Origin of the sequence: Halalkalibacter akibai JCM 9157 (assembly GCF_000513135.1) — a bacterium.
Classification (GTDB): domain Bacteria; phylum Bacillota; class Bacilli; order Bacillales; family Bacillaceae_D; genus Halalkalibacter; species Halalkalibacter akibai.
The window spans coordinates 49203-66188 of record NZ_BAUV01000025.1 but is presented as its reverse complement, the minus strand read 5'-3'; the positions used below and the strand labels follow the sequence as shown (position 1 = coordinate 66188).

The 16986-nt window shown below is 38.7% G+C and carries 13 protein-coding genes and 1 pseudogene; 3 read left to right on the top strand and 11 right to left on the bottom strand.

The annotated features are described in order from the left end of the window. Positions 1–206 precede the first annotated feature (206 nt). A complete protein-coding gene (locus JCM9157_RS14060; protein ID WP_052013158.1) occupies positions 207–665 on the top strand; it encodes a hypothetical protein in 459 nt (152 codons plus the stop codon). Between the two features lie 68 nt (positions 666–733). Here JCM9157_RS14060 and JCM9157_RS14055 read toward each other — a convergent pair whose 3' ends face one another. Further along, positions 734–1015 (bottom strand): DUF3219 family protein, encoded by a 282-nt coding sequence (locus tag JCM9157_RS14055; RefSeq protein ID WP_035665609.1) that lies wholly within the window; start codon positions 1013–1015, stop codon positions 734–736. A gap of 5 nt (positions 1016–1020) precedes the next feature. Further along, positions 1021–1935 (bottom strand): CBASS cGAMP-activated phospholipase, encoded by a 915-nt coding sequence (locus JCM9157_RS14050; protein ID WP_035665608.1) that lies wholly within the window; start codon positions 1933–1935, stop codon positions 1021–1023. A gap of 161 nt (positions 1936–2096) precedes the next feature. On the opposite strand from JCM9157_RS14050, the gene JCM9157_RS24930 reads away from it, so the two are divergent. Beyond that, positions 2097–2258, top strand: a complete 162-nt coding sequence (locus JCM9157_RS24930; protein WP_162831768.1) for a hypothetical protein — start codon at positions 2097–2099, stop codon at positions 2256–2258. 75 nt (positions 2259–2333) lie between these two features. Here the strand turns inward: JCM9157_RS24930 and JCM9157_RS14045 are convergent. The 5 genes and pseudogenes from JCM9157_RS14045 to JCM9157_RS14025 all read right to left on the bottom strand — a co-directional run bounded on the left by JCM9157_RS14045 (position 2334) and on the right by JCM9157_RS14025 (position 11919). After that, positions 2334–3346, bottom strand: a pseudogene (locus tag JCM9157_RS14045) (NADH:flavin oxidoreductase/NADH oxidase). A 15-nt stretch (positions 3347–3361) separates the two neighbouring features. Beyond that, a complete protein-coding gene (locus JCM9157_RS14040; RefSeq protein ID WP_035665606.1) occupies positions 3362–3655 on the bottom strand; it encodes a putative quinol monooxygenase in 294 nt (97 codons plus the stop codon). A 35-nt stretch (positions 3656–3690) separates the two neighbouring features. Further along, positions 3691–4197, bottom strand: coding sequence for a type 1 glutamine amidotransferase domain-containing protein (locus JCM9157_RS14035; protein WP_035665604.1), 507 nt, complete (start codon positions 4195–4197; stop codon positions 3691–3693). A gap of 137 nt (positions 4198–4334) precedes the next feature. Continuing rightward, positions 4335–9140 carry a right-handed parallel beta-helix repeat-containing protein gene (locus JCM9157_RS14030; RefSeq protein ID WP_235715014.1) on the bottom strand — a complete coding sequence of 1602 codons (4806 nt, stop codon included), beginning with the start codon at positions 9138–9140 and terminating at the stop codon, positions 4335–4337. Positions 9141–9384: 244 nt separating this feature from the next. Next, positions 9385–11919, bottom strand: a complete 2535-nt coding sequence (locus JCM9157_RS14025) for a rhamnogalacturonan lyase (protein WP_035665603.1) — start codon at positions 11917–11919, stop codon at positions 9385–9387. Positions 11920–12369: 450 nt separating this feature from the next. Between JCM9157_RS14025 and JCM9157_RS14020 the strand changes: the two genes are divergently transcribed. After that, on the top strand, positions 12370–14067 hold the full coding sequence (locus tag JCM9157_RS14020) for a S9 family peptidase (RefSeq protein ID WP_369384754.1): 1698 nt from the start codon (positions 12370–12372) through the stop codon (positions 14065–14067). Between the two features lie 46 nt (positions 14068–14113). Here JCM9157_RS14020 and JCM9157_RS14015 read toward each other — a convergent pair whose 3' ends face one another. The 4 genes from JCM9157_RS14015 to JCM9157_RS14000 form a co-directional block, all read right to left on the bottom strand. Continuing rightward, positions 14114–14569, bottom strand: coding sequence for a hypothetical protein (locus tag JCM9157_RS14015; RefSeq protein ID WP_035665601.1), 456 nt, complete (start codon positions 14567–14569; stop codon positions 14114–14116). 36 nt (positions 14570–14605) lie between these two features. Further along, complete coding sequence (locus JCM9157_RS14010; RefSeq protein ID WP_035665600.1) at positions 14606–14986, bottom strand: DUF4181 domain-containing protein; 381 nt, start codon at positions 14984–14986, stop codon at positions 14606–14608. Positions 14987–15172: 186 nt separating this feature from the next. Next, complete coding sequence (locus tag JCM9157_RS14005) at positions 15173–16183, bottom strand: serine hydrolase domain-containing protein (protein WP_235715013.1); 1011 nt, start codon at positions 16181–16183, stop codon at positions 15173–15175. Positions 16184–16204: 21 nt separating this feature from the next. Beyond that, entirely contained in the window at positions 16205–16966 is a 762-nt protein-coding gene (locus JCM9157_RS14000) for a class I SAM-dependent methyltransferase (protein WP_035665618.1), read from the bottom strand. Between the last annotated feature and the right edge of the window lie 20 nt (positions 16967–16986).

Sequence of the window (16986 nt, the reverse complement as noted above, 5' to 3'; positions counted from 1 at the left end):
CTGATGAAGACCTTTTCTTTCCTCATTCACCCGAGAAACGGGCTTCATTAGCTCGATGAAGACCTTTTCTTGCTATTCCACTTGAGAAAAAAGTCTTCATTATGCCCCCGGGGTAAAGTTTATAAACTTTCAAAAAAAATATCTCATTCCTAGTGTCACAAATGCCCATTTTTGAATATGTTGTTTTTGAAAAGGAGGAGATTTAAATGAATCAATACCCTATGCATCAACACCAAGGAACTGCAGGTTTTCAAGGACAACAACCACTTCCATATCAACAAACTCAGCAAGCCCCTCATGCTCAACCGTATCAGGGTCAACATCAACAGGTAGATCCTAGTATGCACCAACAACATATGCAAGAGGTATGTCAGCAATACCTACATCATCTAGTCCAATTTCAAACAACTGATGGACAAATGGTTGATGGAATTATTGAAAGCATTGACCGTGAAGGAGTTAACATGCTAATTCCAGCAGGCGATGCTGATCAGGCAGAAGGTACACATACTGATTTCCGCTATGGTTATGGAGCAGGATTTGGACCAGGTTATGGTTATGGCCCTGGTTACGGCTATGGTTACCCAAGAAGGTTTCGTAGATTTAGACGTCAGCATTTGCCATATTTCTTATTAGGTAGCTTATTATTTCCATTCTTCTACTAAGGCAGAGCTGGGTAATTACTATGGCCCTAAAAATGAAGATGTTCTAAAAAGGTTAAACCCAAACCTTTTTAGACATCTTTTTTAATTTCAAGATGAAAAACACCTACTTGACCTTCTAAATATAAATTCGTAAATGAAGTGTAATAATTTGTGATCGAACCTCGAAACATCCAATTTTCCTCAGGTATCTCAACATCAAAATTCATCTGGTACAATAGAGTCGTGATACGGTGGTAGTCCTCACTCGACACATGGAAATCAAATAGGATCTTCACACTTTCTCCTTGAATGTCTTTCCGATAATTTATCACTTTAATGGGAACATCATTTAAAATAACTTCATTCACCATTTTTCTCACCCCTCACTCAAAAATGCTAGTATGTCTTTTTTCTGCTCTTTGTACGTTTGTTTCCCTAAGTCAATTAATTCGTCCATGCATTTCACATCATCAAAAGGAATTTCTGTACCAAGGTCTTTGTTTAATCGGTAATAGCGCTCCCCTAGTAAATGTTGGCAATGGTATGTAATCGACTCTGAAGACAAATCCAATGCGAGATCGAGCAGCTTTGGTGTGATTTTCATAAAAGGAAATTGAAAAGGTAACCATTTCTTAATTCCCCAGTACTTATCTTTTTCAATCTTATATTCGATTTCCTGCAAACCCGTACCGACTGAGAAAATCTTAATTTCATCTATTTTCTTTTGAAAAAAGTGCATCGCTTCTGTCACACAAACCATCGAAGGGTTATTCGCCCACAACCCTCCGTCCACTGATAAATACTTATTGTTAATATTGTTAGGCGGAAAATAAACGGGAGCCGAGCAAGAGGAAAGCACCGCATCCCATAATTTAATCGTTAGATCAGCACTTCCCGGATGACCGTAGTTTGAGCGGTAAACATATGGTTTTCCGTGAGTAACATCAACCGCAGGAATTAATAATGGCTGTTTCACATCTGCCAAGGTTAATTCACCGAAGTTCCTTTTAAAATATCTACGTAAATAGCGATCACTATAAACACTTTTAAAGATTCCAATTTGCGCCTGGGGATTAAATATCTCTTTCCCAAACTTCTTATAACTTTTCAACACATCTTTCATCGGCTTTTTCAAAGCTACAGACGTTGCGATAATCGCCCCAGTACTTGTTCCAGCGATGACATCAAATAACTCACTGATCGGCTTCTTATACTCTGCTTCAATCCCTTGTAAAACAGCTACAGCAAATATTCCTCGAATTCCGCCACCATCTATACATAAAATTCTCATCCACTTCACCTAATTTACGTAATAGTTTCTATTAGCTTCCCCTGGCATCCGATGAGTATGATTGTTGTTTGCTTTTTCCTTTCATACCAACTGTAATCACTTTACGTTTAGAATAGAAAGACCCTTGCGAGAAACATTATCTTTATAAGGGGGAATGAATCATGGAGGATAAACAACCGTTAGAATTTGATCGCTACACCGCGGCTGATCTTAGTCCAGACTTATTAAACCGGGTCATGCTATTAGAAGAAGAAATTCGAAATGAAACAGCTAAAGATGTCGTCTTAATTGCTTACGAAGAAAGTCAGCATAACCCAACTTAACCCGGTCCTATAACTTGGTTACTGAAAAAAAGAGATGAAACTCAATTCTAAGTTTCATCTCTTTTCAACTTATACTTAAAATCCAGCCTGAAGAGCTTTCGGAACAATTGTCTTACCTTCTAATTCAAGTGAAGCTTCATTTGCCCAGTATGGATTTCTTAGCATTCCACGACCGACTGCAACAAGATCTGCTTTTCCGTCCTTAATAACTTGATCGGAGTACTTGACGTTCTCCATTCTACCAACCGCAATAACAGGAACATTCAACGATTTCTTGACTTCCGCTGCCAAATCAACTTGATAACCTTCACCTGAATATTCAGGACCGTTATTACTTTCCCCACCTGATGAGATATGGAACATATCAACTCCAGCTTCTTGATATTCCTTCATTAAATTAAGGGCATAATCAATTTGATAGCTTCTTCAGCATATTCTACTGCAGAGATTCTAAATAATAAAGGCATTGATTCAGGCATTACGCGTTTTGCAGCTTGAATGATTTCTTTAGCAAAAAGCGCTTTATCTTGGCCGTATTTGTCCGTACGTTTATTAGTAAGAGGCGATTGAAACTGATGAATTAAATAACCATGAGCTCCGTGAATTTCAATAGAGTCTACGCCCGCTTCCACAGCGCGTTTAAATGCACGTTCGAACTTTTCAACCATTTTTTCTACTTCCTCAGTTGATAGCTCTCGTGGTGCCTTATAACGATCCGAAAACGCTTCATTTGTTGAAGAAACCGGGACCTCGGCATCTTCCGCTTTCCTACCAGCATGAGCAATCTGTATGGCCACCTTGGCACCATAGCTTTGGCATGCCTTGATAATTTTTGCAAAGGCTGGCGTATGTTCATCTGACCATAGGCCCAAATCATAATCAGAAATCCGTCCGTCTGGTTCCACATCTGTCATTTCAATAATAATTAAGCCTGTTCCACCAATTGCTCGGCTTGTATAATGACTAAAGTGCCAATCATTCGGTATCCCATCTTTCGCCTCGACCGAGTATTGGCACATCGGCGGCATAACAATTCTATTCTTTAGCTTTAATCCTTTTAACTCAAATGAATCTAATAATGAAGACATCCTCATCCACCTCAACTAATTCTTTTTCGACACTTCAAAACGGTCAATCTTAACTGGCCCGGCTAATAAATCTGGAGCCTTCGTTCCGAAAACTTTATAATGATCGGCTTGATTATGAAAATCTAATGCTGCTTGATCCACCCATTCTTCAACCATAATAAACTGATTGGAATTTACGGTATCTTCAAACAGATGGTAAGAAATATTTCCTTCTTCTGCTTTTGAACCTTTAACTAGATCTTGAACAACATCTAAGAACACTTCGCGCTTTTCTGGAACTACAGAAATATGAGCATGTAAAACGATCATTCTACTTCCTCCTCTTATGTATAAACTAACTTACCTTAACCTAGTTTAGCTAGAATTTCACGGATAAACGCAGGCTCATCCTTTGGTGTACGAGATGTAATAAGATTTGCACTTACCACTACCTCTTCATCTTTGAAGTTCGCACCTGCAAGCTTGACATCATCACGAATCCCAATATAACATGTGGCGTCTTTTCCTTGTAACACATCTGCACTAATCATCACTTGAGGACCGTGACAAATTCCAGCAATTAGCTTAGATTGCTGATTTATTTCCTTTACAAAAGCAATAAGATCCTCATTTACACGAAGTGCTTCTGGTGCACCGCCCCCAGGAATGACAACTCCATCAAAGTCAGTAGCCTTAACATCTTCTACAGCTAGATCGGTCGTGTAAACGGCCCCTTTTTTACCTTTACACTCAAGACCTTGCTCAAATCCAACGATAACTGCCTCATGTCCCGCTTCTTTTAGTGCCTCATATGGATTCGTCATTTCAGAATCTTCGAATCCGTCTGCTAATAAAAAAGCTACTTTTGCCATAGTGACCAACCTCCTTGAATTGAATTAAGTGCTTCAATCTATACTATAGTAATAATTAACTTGAATTTCAAAGATCCTGCCTGTAATTGCCAAAAGAAAAACTGCTGAGGCCTTCCACCTCAACAGTTCGTTTAATCTCACTTCATCACCCTAATGACCGTTTGACCTTCAAAACCAACACCAGAAGTCAGCAGTCCTGAAATCAATATCGACACTTGATTACCTTCCTCTACAACCGGTATAAGATCTTGTCGCAAGAATGTAATTTCTAAACCTTCATTATGAACTATCGCATCTTTTACAGGTAAGATCTCTCCATTCAATCTTACCGACGTAACGTCAATCTCTTCAGCTTTCACATCCGCAAGCGAAATCAAAAGTTTAGCTACGGATTGATTTTTGCCGTTTGAGTTGCTAACCCCTTTTAAGTTAAGTACATGTGGTTTGAACGTCACGTTAGCCTTGATAGCTGCTTCTTCTGTCTCTGGATTCACTAGTTCATTAAATGTTTCCCAAACATCACCCCAAAGGATTTCTCCTTGTTCACTTCGTTTTATTGAAACGATACGTCCTTCAGAGTCTTTCTCGAAAATAGAATCTAAGCTTGTTAAGATGTCATCAGGCAGTTCTTCCCCTGAATGGTTGACTGATTTTGAACCATTAAACATATAGTTTTTATCTGAATTTAATCCTACTGGATAGCTGTCACGGGCATTCCCTGTTGTTCTGTATGAGACAAAACCGTTAATAGTAAAATCTGTTGGGATATGAGCATACGTCGTAAAGCTTAGGTTTGCACCACCATTGTTATAGCCAATATTATTTTCGGCAATTAACCCTGGGTTAGAGTTACTCGTAAATCCAAAATACCCATTGCCAAATGCGATGCTGTTTCGAATGACATGTGGAACGTGAACACCTTCTCCGCCTAGTTTAAAGCCGTTCTTCCCTGCATTGCCTGCGTAACCATTCGTTAAACGTCCGTTGTTAAAAGCAATACTATTTTCAATAGTTACAGCACCAATGGCTCCTGTTCCAACCTTCGTATATAAATCCCATCCATCATCAATATTGTTGTGAGAAATACAACCTCTAAACACATTTCCTTCTCCAACCGTTAACTTCGCTGCAAAACCATCAGCATTGTTTTCAGATGGATCACGATTATCAAAAGCGACACTGTTTAATACGAGGTTGTGTGCAGGCCATTCCTCTCTTGGTTCAGATGCATCGGTCCGACTAATTTGCAAGCCTGTATCTCCGTTTTCATAAACACGAACATTCTCAATAATGTTAAAGCTACCACCAACTGTATAGCCTTTTGTATTTCCGGCAGAACGAGCAAAATCAATTCCTTCGACATGCCAGTAATGTCCGCTATGAACGACTCCTTCTGACCGTCGATCAAAATCGATAACAGGTCTTGTCTGTGTTTCTGGGTCAGCAACTAAATACTTCATTGCTTCAGCCGTACCATTGTTATATTTTTTGATTTCTAAAGGCTTGTGTCTAATATATTGACCTTCCATAACAATAATCTTTTGACCTTCAGCTACGAAGTGAATGGCTGTATCAAGATCTAGCGGATTAACCTTAGTACCGTCACCTGATGCTGTCCCTTTAGGAGAAACATAGATATCTCCTCCGTTAACATATGATCTTGTTTCAACCGTAAAGTTACGAACCAGTTGGTTGTAAGATGTTAAGTACTGTGTATCATCAGGTAAAAAAGTCATACTGAAATTCGTTTTACTCTGATAAGCTAGTTCTGCTGGTACTTCAATAACTTTTCCAGCTTCTACCTCAACATCTTCAGCTATGACTGTTTGACCTTGTCTTACCGTAGCCACTCCATCCACATTAGATCGAAGCAATAAGTCGTAATTTAGGTTCGACGTTTTGTCTAATGAAAGAATGTCCAATTTCGGTGTGGCTGGTTTTGCAGGAGGCTCCTGTTTTGGAGCATCTGTTTTCGCAGCTGTGACTGTCAAAGCAATATCACTTACTTCAATGGTAGCAAGACGAGCTGCATAGAATCCGACGTACATTTTTGAATCTTGAACTTTCAAAATCTCTGGCTCAAAAAAGATCTCTTTCTCGCCATTATTTAGCTTCCCTGTAAAACCACTATTGGTTTTCGCAAGGGTTAATCGGTAATTCTGTTCTGGATGTGTATTTTTCGCATCTGGGCGTTCTCGCTTCAGCATTTTCTTTTGAATGCCTTCACTGCCTTCTCCGTCAGATGCTACAACCCCTGTACGAACAAACAACTGTGTGCCATTTTCTTCTCTTGTTCCACCACTAAATCCACCAATTGCAGCAATATTAGATGCAAACACGCTGGCGTCTTCTACAGTATTAACGGCGTCACGAGCCATAATCCCAAACGACTCCTGACCGTCATGTGGCGATTTCGCGTAATCAATCACCTTAATATCGGCTGACAACATAAAGTTATCTTCTTCGGCATCAATTTCAGTGTAATAAAACGCAATTCCATCATGATCTCCAGTGATTTTCCCGCCACCTTCTAAAGCTACGACACGAACTGATTCATCATCTAATTTCTCTACATAATTTCGATCGTTTGAAGTGGATTGTCCAAATCTCATTGACTTCCATTCTAGTTCTGTTTTTTCGCGAACCGTTACCGCATACGTAATTGGACTAATTTGGTCATCTGTTGGTTGAATCATGATCGCATAAGTTCCAGCTTCACTAGATTCAAACGCAGAAGCGTCAACCTGATAGTCTTCATCAGTAAAAATTTCCTTGTCTAAATTATCATAAATTTTTGATATTACTAAGCCTGTTGAATCAAATGACTCACCAACGAAAAATGTAGTCTTTGGATAGTGAGTTACTTCGATCGCTTCTAATTCCTTTTCTTTCACTGTTACATCAAAGCTACTAGTAACACCTTTATAAGACAATGTTACAGCTCGCTTACCTGGTGAGGTTGTATCTAAGCCTGATACTTGATAGTCACCTTGCGTCAGCCTAACTGCTTTGCCATCACTATAGTTCGCATAGACACTGATTCCAGCTAAGTCTAGTTCATCTTCAAGAAAATATAAAGATTTTACAGGAGGTTGTCTTATCTCTAGTTCCGTGAGTTCTGCATCTGACACATTTACCGTAAACGCTGTAGATGTATCAGGAGTTTCAACTGATTGAACAGTTATTTCGGTTGAACCAGCTTTATCAAATACATACCCATCAGTTGTCACTTCTTCACCAGAAATGACGAAAACAAACTGATCACTAGCAAGTTGTTCGGATTTAAAGCCATTTTCATATTCTCCAACAACTACAATGCCCTGAGGCTCAAATGGATCAGCTAAGTAATAATTCATTTTTGCAGGAAAATATAAAATCTCAAGATCTGTTACACTAAGAGCTTTAATTAATAGGTCAAGAGTAGCCGTTCTACCATTATAGTTAATCGTAATCGTGTTCACACCAACTTTACTACTGTCAAAGCCTGTCACGATATAATCACTAGAAGAAAGATCTGTTGTACTACCGTCAGAGAACTGTGCTGTTACTTTAAGTCCTGCTAACTCTAGGTCTTCTCCTTGTAAATAATCCGTTTTCATCTCCGTTGCGTCTACTAATAATCCAGTTACCTTTCTCGCATCAACAGCAATATCAAATTCATGGAAAGTCACATCCGCGTCACGTACAACATATAAACCAACATAAACTTGATCACGAAACAAGTTATTTAACGTAACCGTTTCACTCTCTCCATTTACCGTGACAACATATGTATCACCAGATTTACGAACCGCCAAGTCATACTCTTCTCCCGCTGCAGGAAGATTTGCATCTGCAAACGCATCAAATTTCACTTGTTGACCATTCTGCTTATAAAAGCCTTTCATGACCGTATCAAGTGCACCTACGCCTACATAGTCCGTTGTATGATTAGTAGAATCGCCATGATTGCCAACCTCGTCTCTTAACATGACTCCAAAAGACTTCTGATTTGGTGTACTGATGTTGCTATCACTATTAAAATGGTTTACAACAGCTTTTGTTTTCATTTCAAAATTAGCATCAGCAGGCACTTCTTTAAAGTAATAAGACAAGCCCTCATCACCAGCAGCAACCTTTCCTCCTGAAGCCCTCATGTTGACCGAGTTGTCTTCTATAGTTGGGATTGGATTACGTCCTTCACTCGTGTTCCCACCAAATGCGCGAAACTCCCAGTCACCAAGTTCAATTTGACCGTCGTCGATTGCTAAATTAACATCACTGAATGTTACGGTCGTATTTCTTGATGTAAACAAACCAGCCCAGTTGATTTCACCTTCAAATTGTTCAATCGTCTGAATTTCATCGTTCATCTTTAATACATACAAGTTTCCTAATTTCTGAATGCTAAGGTCATAGACTTGATCTGCAGCAGGGGCAGCCGCATCAAACAATAAACCGTCTTTCACGATACTAGTAGCTTCATGCTTATAGAACCCTTTCATCGTTTGGTCTAAAGCGCCGACCGCAACATAATCACCTGTGAAGCCACTATCATTTTTATTTTCTAAAACATTGCCACGAAGCATTAATCCGAACGATACTTGGTTATTGGCGGTCCAGGCATCAACTTGGGCTTTCGCTGTTAATACGAAATTATCTTCAGAAGGTACATCTTTGTAATAATAAGCAATCCCCTCTGTGCTACTCGAGATCTTCCCTCTATTATTTGAGCTTCTAACCGTAACTGTTTGATCCTCATGCTCTGTAATTTCAAAGTTCTCATAGGAAATAGCGGCTTGCCCACCATTATCACCAAACACACTTCCACGCCAATCACTTGAGATGGAAATCATCTCAGAATTAGACTCAATCTCTTCGGCTAAGACTGCTAGATTCATAGGTGATAAAATTAAAAGAATAGCCATAATCATAGCAACAAAACGATGATGTTTTCTTTTCATTTTCCTAACTCTCCTCCTTAAAAAATAAATGAAATGCTACAGAATCTCCCACAAGATGGTTTTTCTGTCACAAATTTGTACTACCAACCCTGTTTGTAAAATCAAAATAACAACGTTGTTAATACTTAAATTATTGTAATCGCTTTCAAAAACATTCGTCAACCTATCCTTAGTCGTAACCCATAAGACCTAAGCTCGCTAAAAAAGAAACTGCCCTCACTCAAAAGGCAGTTTCCACTGTTTTTTATTTCCATGAGTCCACTAATTGATTTGCCATATTGGAGAGATTTTTCTGTGCTTTACTTGAAATCGAATCTTTTTTCGTTTTCGCTTCAAGCTCTGATCTAAATTTCTCCATAAACGCGATTGCTTGTTTAGAATTTCCTTTTTCTAAATGATGCTTAGATTGGCGTAGCGAATTGGTTAATTTGGCAACCATCGGTCCACTAATATCACCAGTAGCAATATGTGAATTCACTTCATTTTCTAAGTGGTCCACTAGTCCCGGAGTCCAGTAATTTGGTAACGGTACTTTATCCCAATCTATATCTGAAGCAAAATAAAAGCTAGGATATGTTGGTTGATTATACGTTGTTTGCTGCCACGAAACACCTGTTCGGTACTGAGCATCATGCATCAACGTGTACAATTTACGATCAGTTACTTCTGTACTCAGATAAATACGAATCGCTGAACTATCCGTTGTTCGAACTAAAAGTTCCTCTCTCCAATCACCAAAAATATCAGCAACTAAAGACGGATTTCCTTTCGTACCATTGTTCGTTCTTGTTCCAGTTGCTGTTAACACACGTCCTTTAGTCCAATCATCAATCGTTGGTGTGGCATTACCTGATCCATTAACGATTTGAGTCGTCATATCCTTAGACCATTTAATATTCATGTTAGTACCTGGTTGGTTTGCTGAAATTTGTTCTCCATCAGCTGTCCATAATCCAACACCCCACGTCTCTAAACCACGGCTGTTTGGATCAACATCACCAATCATTCCACGACCAGTATCTCTTCCCGTGTAACCACCGTAAATGACTTCACCTGTTTTTGCATCACGAAGAGCGTAGCCATATGGAGCCCATGTACCACCTTCAAATACCATGAAAATTTCAAGACCTGGTCGATCAGGATCAATATCAGCAACATGTAGAGCATCACCATGACCTAAACGCGCAGTAGTGCCTGGTGCACCACTTCCTGGAGGCAAAATATCCATTGAGCTGTACAGCAAAGATCCATCATGATCAATCGTTGCTCCACCATAAATAATTTCTTGATTTCCATCACCATCTACATCGGCTGTACTCAGAGAGTGAGCACCTTGAGTTGTAATCGTTCCAAACTCAGGATCTGTTCCATCACGACCATGCGGACCGTCATTGAACGGATTTGTCATTGGTGTCCAACCACTGTCCACAAACCACTTCTCCTGTAAATTCTTCCCGTCCCAATCATAAGTAACAAGAGTCGTTCTCGTATAATAACCGCGAGCAAATACAGCTGAAGGTGTTTCTCCATTCAAGTAAGCAACCCCTGCTAAGAAACGATCAACACGATTTCCTGGCTCAATACGCGACATGGCGTAATCTCCCCACATTAACCCATCATCATGACGACCTGGTTTATAGTGAATGGTCTCAAGCTCAGAACCAGTTGCTCCTTCAAATACCGTTAAGTATTCAGGACCTTCAACGATAAAACCCTCGAAATCTCGTAAATCATTGCGAGAACTTCTACTAGGTGCATACACGTCCATAAAGTAATCCACTAAGCTCTCTGCATCTTCTACCGAAAGTGGATATTGATACTTAGGAGTTGTACCTAGCGCTTCTTCAATCGTTTCTGGCCAATTGCCGTTAACAACCTCCTCATGCTCATGCCAATTCATAAACATGTTGACGACATAATCATAATAATCATCTGAACTCATGCGGTAATCATCTGAATGACTATAACCAGCATCAAGGTCCTCTTGAGGCATAGTTATGTACTCTTCTGACTCAACGTTTCCACTCTCATCATACTTGATGATCTTTGTTCCTGGAGCGGTTTTAAACATCATCTCTGCTTTGCCATTACCGTCGAAATCATAGACTAAGAACTGAGTATAATGAGCACCAGCTCGAATATTATTTCCTAGATCAATTCGGTAAAGGAGAGTCCCATCAAATTTATAAGCATCAATATAAACATTCCCTGTGTACCCTTTTTGTGACACATCCTTTGAATTGGATGGATCCCACTTCACGAAAAACTCATATTGCCCGTCACCATTCACATCGCCAACACTCATATCATTAGCTGAATACGTATAGGTTTCACCAACAGGAGTGACTCCATCTGCTGGCTTTTGTAGTGGCAGATCATAATAACTATTTGCCCATGGAGATACATCATCGCTTTGATCGACTTCTTTCCCGTCCACTACAGCGCTCACATAATAACTTGAACTTTTCGAACCATCCCTATCTAAAAAATTGGTACTATCATCAACAACAGCAATTTTCTTCCCGTCACGATAAACATGAAAATCAGTTCCTGTTAGGCCCTTTTCGGAATAACCTGTAGCCTCATTGGCAAGTAACCTCCAGCTCAGAAACACTCCCTCAGAAGTAGATGCAGCCACTAACCCTCTGTCTAAGTATTCAAGTTGAATCACTTTCTCTTCTTGAATCGTTGCAGCCGTTGCCGAAAAAGTAGTAGGAAAAATCAAAGTTGTTGCTAAAACAGCTGGAATGACTTTTTTTATAAATTGCCTTTTTTTCATTCATCATTCACCTTCCACTATTAGATTTTTGGTCGTACTTGAATTTATTTAGACACCTCCTCCAGTTTAATAATGGGTACCGTTATAAAAGCAGAGATATTTAAAGCGCTTACAATAGTCACTGTATAAAATCTGCTTTTGACTCGGTCGATTAATTATATAAACAAGATACATTTTTTTGAAATATTAAAAATGTTAAAAAACTTACACTTAGCAACAATAACGGTTTTTTTAGTGAAAAATGAGTGCTTCTACCTACAACGATAGGTTCGCTTCTAACAGTAACTTCAAACTATTTCAAATAGATTGATAAATTATGTTAAAATAAATAGAATCTAACAATCTATAAAAGGAGCGATGACGTTGATTTCATTTCCAAAACCCGATGTTGATTAATTTTTTCGTACATATTCCATTTCTACTTTTGCAGTAAGCCGTGATGAAAAAAGAATGATTTTCAGCAGTAATCTAAACGGGAAGAATAATTTATGGGCAATAGATTTTCCTAATCAGTACCCTTATTTATTTGCACAAGTTGATCAACAATGCAGTTTTATCAAGATTGATCCAGAGAATCGCTTTGTTTTAGCAGGCTTTGATAACGATGGCGATGAAAACTATCAAATTTATTCACTGCCAACTACAGGTGGTAAACCACAACCGCTTGTTACAGGAGAGCCAACTGATAAGTTTTTCTTCTCTCACCTTTCTAAGGATGGAAAGAATCTCTATTATATGACAAGCAAAAACAACCCACAATTTTTAAACACACACCGTTATGAAATTGATGGTCAAATGGACACCCTCCTTTTCACAGGTGAGGAAGGTGCCACGACTCTAGAATCAGTGTCAAGTAATGACTTGATGTTTATCACTTCACAAACGTTTGCAAACACTTATTCAGTAGCATTTGTACACGTAAATGGAGAAAAACATTTACTAACTCCTTCTAAAGAAGAAGTACATACTACTTCAGATCTCCTTTTTGTTAACGACATGATTTACTTTGTTACAAACTATGGGGAGGAATTCTCTTACGTAGCATCGTTTGACATAAAAACTAAAACATTTGAACCAGTACTTAAGATGAAAAATGAGAATGTCACGTCACTAAAATGGAATGAACAACAGCAATTATTCTATTTTATTACTGAAAAAGGTGTAACTGACTTTCTCTACTCACTAAAACTAGGAGCAGATACGCCTGAAGAAATTACATGCCCGACAGATCTCATCAGCAGCTTAGTTGTAACAGAAAATGGAACTCTTTACCTATTAGGAGCTAGTCCAACAACACCAACTAATATTTATCGTAAAAAATCTGGGGAGGCATTTGAACAAGTAACAGTCAATAACGTCTTAGGTGTTTCGTCTGAGCAAATGGTTGAACCGGATGTGATCACATATGAGTCATTTGACGGTACAGAAATTGAAGCCCTCCTATTCAAGGCCAAACCTGAATTATCGAATGGCTATACGATTTTCTGGCCACATGGTGGTCCACAATGGGCTGAGAGAAAACAATTTAGAGCAATGTTCCAATGCTTCTTAAACCGCGGTTATACTATTTTTGCACCGAACTTCCGCGGTAGTACTGGATATGGCGCTTCGTTTACGAAAGTGATTGAAGGAGACTGGGGTGAAGGTCCTCGTTTAGATTGTGTACATGGAATTGAATGGCTATTTGCACAAGGCATCACAGACCGTGATAAATTATTCGTTGTTGGCGGCAGCTATGGTGGGTATATGGCTTTACTTTTAGCTGGTAGACACGCTGACTATTTCAAAGCTGTTGTTGATATTTTCGGAGTAAGTAACTTATTTACCTTTATCAATTCCGTACCAGAACATTGGAAACCAATTATGAAACGTTGGGTTGGTGACCCCGTTGAAGACAAAGAGAAACTAACAGCCGATTCACCAATCACCTACTTAGACACAATGGTTAAACCAATGCTCGTAATCCAAGGAGCAAACGACCCGCGTGTTGTTAAAGAGGAGTCAGATCAAATTGTCGAAGCGCTCCAGAAAAATGGCGTCGACGTGGAATATTTAGTGTTAGATGATGAAGGACACGGATTCTCTAAAAAAGAAAACGAAATCCAAGTATACGAAAGAATGTTGGAGTTTTTGGAGAAACATCAATAATAAAAAAACAAGCTTGAGGACCATTCCCTCAAGCTTGTTTTACTGCTTAACCAAACAATATCATGATCGCAACAAATGAAATAATTGGAAAAGCAGCCGTTAAACTTATTCCGACAAACGTCATAGACAGAATCGCTGCTTTGGCTTGACTGGATACATCACGGCCAGAGAGCAATTGTCCACGCGCAAGAAAGATATTAGCCACTCCAGCAATAAAAGTCACGGCGATAATGATGAGAGCTGGCAGAACATCCATTACACGAACAACTCCAACAGTCTCAAACAACATAAATCCAAAAACAACTAATACAATCGGGACAGCCTCAACCAACATAACTCTAACAAAGAAGCGACTATTTTCTTTTTGAATATTGGTAGTCGTCACCTCTTCATTGTTATCCATTTTCGTCTGCAAATCAGACATAAACTTCTTAAAATAAAACACAATACCGACAACCGCTATCACTGTCGCAAGAACAAATAACCAAATTGGTAAAATCAATGTATTCACCCTTTCTATAAATAAAAACGTCCATTCTTAATATTGAATAAAATTGAAAAAACCTAATAACATTGCTATGTAAGTGACAGACGCTACATAAATACCCATGATCATTGTCATTAGGTACTGTTTTGAGTGTTTAATCAGTCGCCATTCATAAAAAGCAGTAATGCTAAAACGGCACAGTACTACAATAATAAAAACCCAAACAACATATTCACGATGAAAATCTAAAACAAGAAGTGTTCCTAAAACGAAAACAACTAGAAGGATATTACTAAAGCGACTTTTTATCCTGATAAGATGTTTATCCTCAACAAAATAATCTATTTTGAATTTATTTCTTAACCAATTATTCAGTTTTAGAGCAACTAGTAAAATAAGAATGATATAAACAATAACTTTTAGAAATACCATTCTACCCCACCTAACAACACTTTTTAGAATCCTATGTATCTATGCTTAAATCAGTCCAATAACTAATCGTACCACCATCTAGAAATCTCGTAATTTCACAATTCCTTTATCTGCCAAAAATGTTCAGCTCAGCATAGATACGTATGAATGAGCCATAAAGTTTCACTTTCAGTCTCGCTTAACCAATTACAAGCACCTCATTATCGTATCTCCAAAAGACCGCACATCAGCTAAATAATCAAACCCCTGCGGAGAACCGAAACTATTAAATGCACGTACCGCTACTAAATGATGCTTAGGGATAATTAGAAGTGTTACTCCGGTATAACCTAAAATTTGATAAGATCCTTTAGGAACCAGATCTCCCATTTCACTTTGTGAGGAAGGTCCCTCTTTTACATACCATAAGAAACCATTTTGAGGTTTAATAGCTTCTACTGACTGAGGTGTTTGAATAGATGTCACCATGTTTATTATATCTTCTGAAATAACTTGTTCCCCTTTAAACTTCGCCTTGTTTAAATGAAGACTACCCCAGTTGGCTAGTTCTCTTGCTGATACGTACATATTCATTTCGGAGCCGTCTGTGTTTTCACTCCTATACCAATGAGGATCACTTGGCTCACGAATGACATCAACCAATTTCTCGTAGCTGTTTCCGTACCAACCTGTCTCCTTAAACCCAAACGGTAAGAATACTTGTTCATGTAATATTTCAGCTATTGTTTTTCCAGTCGTTTTTCTGACTAATTGACATAATAACTCAATCCCCACGTTTCGATAAGCCCAGTTAGTTCCTGGCTGAAATTCTCTTACAACTGTTCCGTCCATTCTTTTTAGCCCATGGGTATGAGTCAAGCAATGTCTTAACGTCGTTTCCCCTAAGAGAGGGGCATCAAGATGAGGCAAATACTTTGATATTAAGTCATCAATGGAGTAGATGCATCCTGTATGTACGGCATAAGCTACTGCGAACCCAATATAGCTTTTTCGTACCGAAGCCACATGAAATTGCGTATCAGCTTGAATAGGTCTCGCATTAAGCTCTTTAGATTGATGACCCCAATATTCCTCAACTCTTACTTTATTATCCTGAATGATTACAACTGCTGCACCTGAACAATCCACTTTTTCGGAAGTCTCTTTAACATTTAATACAACTGATCCGAATTCAGAAATTGTATTCGATTTCGTCACCAGATATGTCACCTTCCATCTCTATCCCTTTTTCTTTAATTTAAAAACGATAAAATCAGCACACCTAAAATCCTCTTCAAAAGTTGGATACTTTTGCAACATCTCTTGAGAAGGTGTTGGTTCTACTAAACGTTCTAGACTAAAACCTGTTTCAAGTACTGCGCTTATGTAACTCGTTAACGTTCTATGAAAGAGTAACATCTTCTCTTCATCACCAAGCTGTTGCTCATACACACCTTCATAGAAATAATGATCGACATTCCAGTGCAGTTTTTCACCAGTAGCTGTTTTTTCCCAACCACTGTTAGGTGTAACAAAACATGGGTGTAAGATGGAAAAGATAAATTCTCCTCTATCCACTAATAACCGATGCATTTCCTGAAAAGCTTTTTCATAATTGGCGAGATCTTGGATGACCATATTTGATACAATCACATCAAAGCTCTTATCCTGTAAAGTAGATAGATCCTCACAATTTCCATATGTAAACTGAATAGGAAGGTCACTTGCTGTTCTCTCTTTTGCAATCTCTAACATTCTTCTGGAAAAGTCAACCGCTGTCACTTCAGCACCTTTACCCGCTAAAATTCTACTGAAATACCCTTCGCCACAACCAGCATCTAACACTTTTTTCCCTTTTACTGCTCCAATTAGAGTTAAAAGCGTTGGATTTAAAAAGATCTCTTTATGAAGGTCTCCATCCTTTGTATGAACGGCTGCATAGCGATCGGCAAACCGGTCCCACCTTCTAATGGATTCTTCTGTTCCAAGTGTGTGATTCATATGACCAGTCCTCTCTTTCA

Coding starts and splice junctions, on each gene's coding strand:
- JCM9157_RS14010 (WP_035665600.1), bottom strand. CDS start 14,986: ATGGTATTTCTAAAAGTTATTGTTTATATCATTCTTATTTTACTAGTT.
- JCM9157_RS14035 (WP_035665604.1), bottom strand. CDS start 4,197: ATGGCAAAAGTAGCTTTTTTATTAGCAGACGGATTCGAAGATTCTGAA.
- JCM9157_RS14050 (WP_035665608.1), bottom strand. CDS start 1,935: ATGAGAATTTTATGTATAGATGGTGGCGGAATTCGAGGAATATTTGCT.
- JCM9157_RS14000 (WP_035665618.1), bottom strand. CDS start 16,966: ATGAATCACACACTTGGAACAGAAGAATCCATTAGAAGGTGGGACCGG.
- JCM9157_RS14040 (WP_035665606.1), bottom strand. CDS start 3,655: ATGATCGTTTTACATGCTCATATTTCTGTAGTTCCAGAAAAGCGCGAA.
- JCM9157_RS14055 (WP_035665609.1), bottom strand. CDS start 1,015: ATGGTGAATGAAGTTATTTTAAATGATGTTCCCATTAAAGTGATAAAT.
- JCM9157_RS14030 (WP_235715014.1), bottom strand. CDS start 9,140: ATGAAAAGAAAACATCATCGTTTTGTTGCTATGATTATGGCTATTCTT.
- JCM9157_RS14020 (WP_369384754.1), top strand. CDS start 12,370: ATGATTTTCAGCAGTAATCTAAACGGGAAGAATAATTTATGGGCAATA.
- JCM9157_RS14060 (WP_052013158.1), top strand. CDS start 207: ATGAATCAATACCCTATGCATCAACACCAAGGAACTGCAGGTTTTCAA.
- JCM9157_RS14025 (WP_035665603.1), bottom strand. CDS start 11,919: ATGAAAAAAAGGCAATTTATAAAAAAAGTCATTCCAGCTGTTTTAGCA.
- JCM9157_RS24930 (WP_162831768.1), top strand. CDS start 2,097: ATGGAGGATAAACAACCGTTAGAATTTGATCGCTACACCGCGGCTGAT.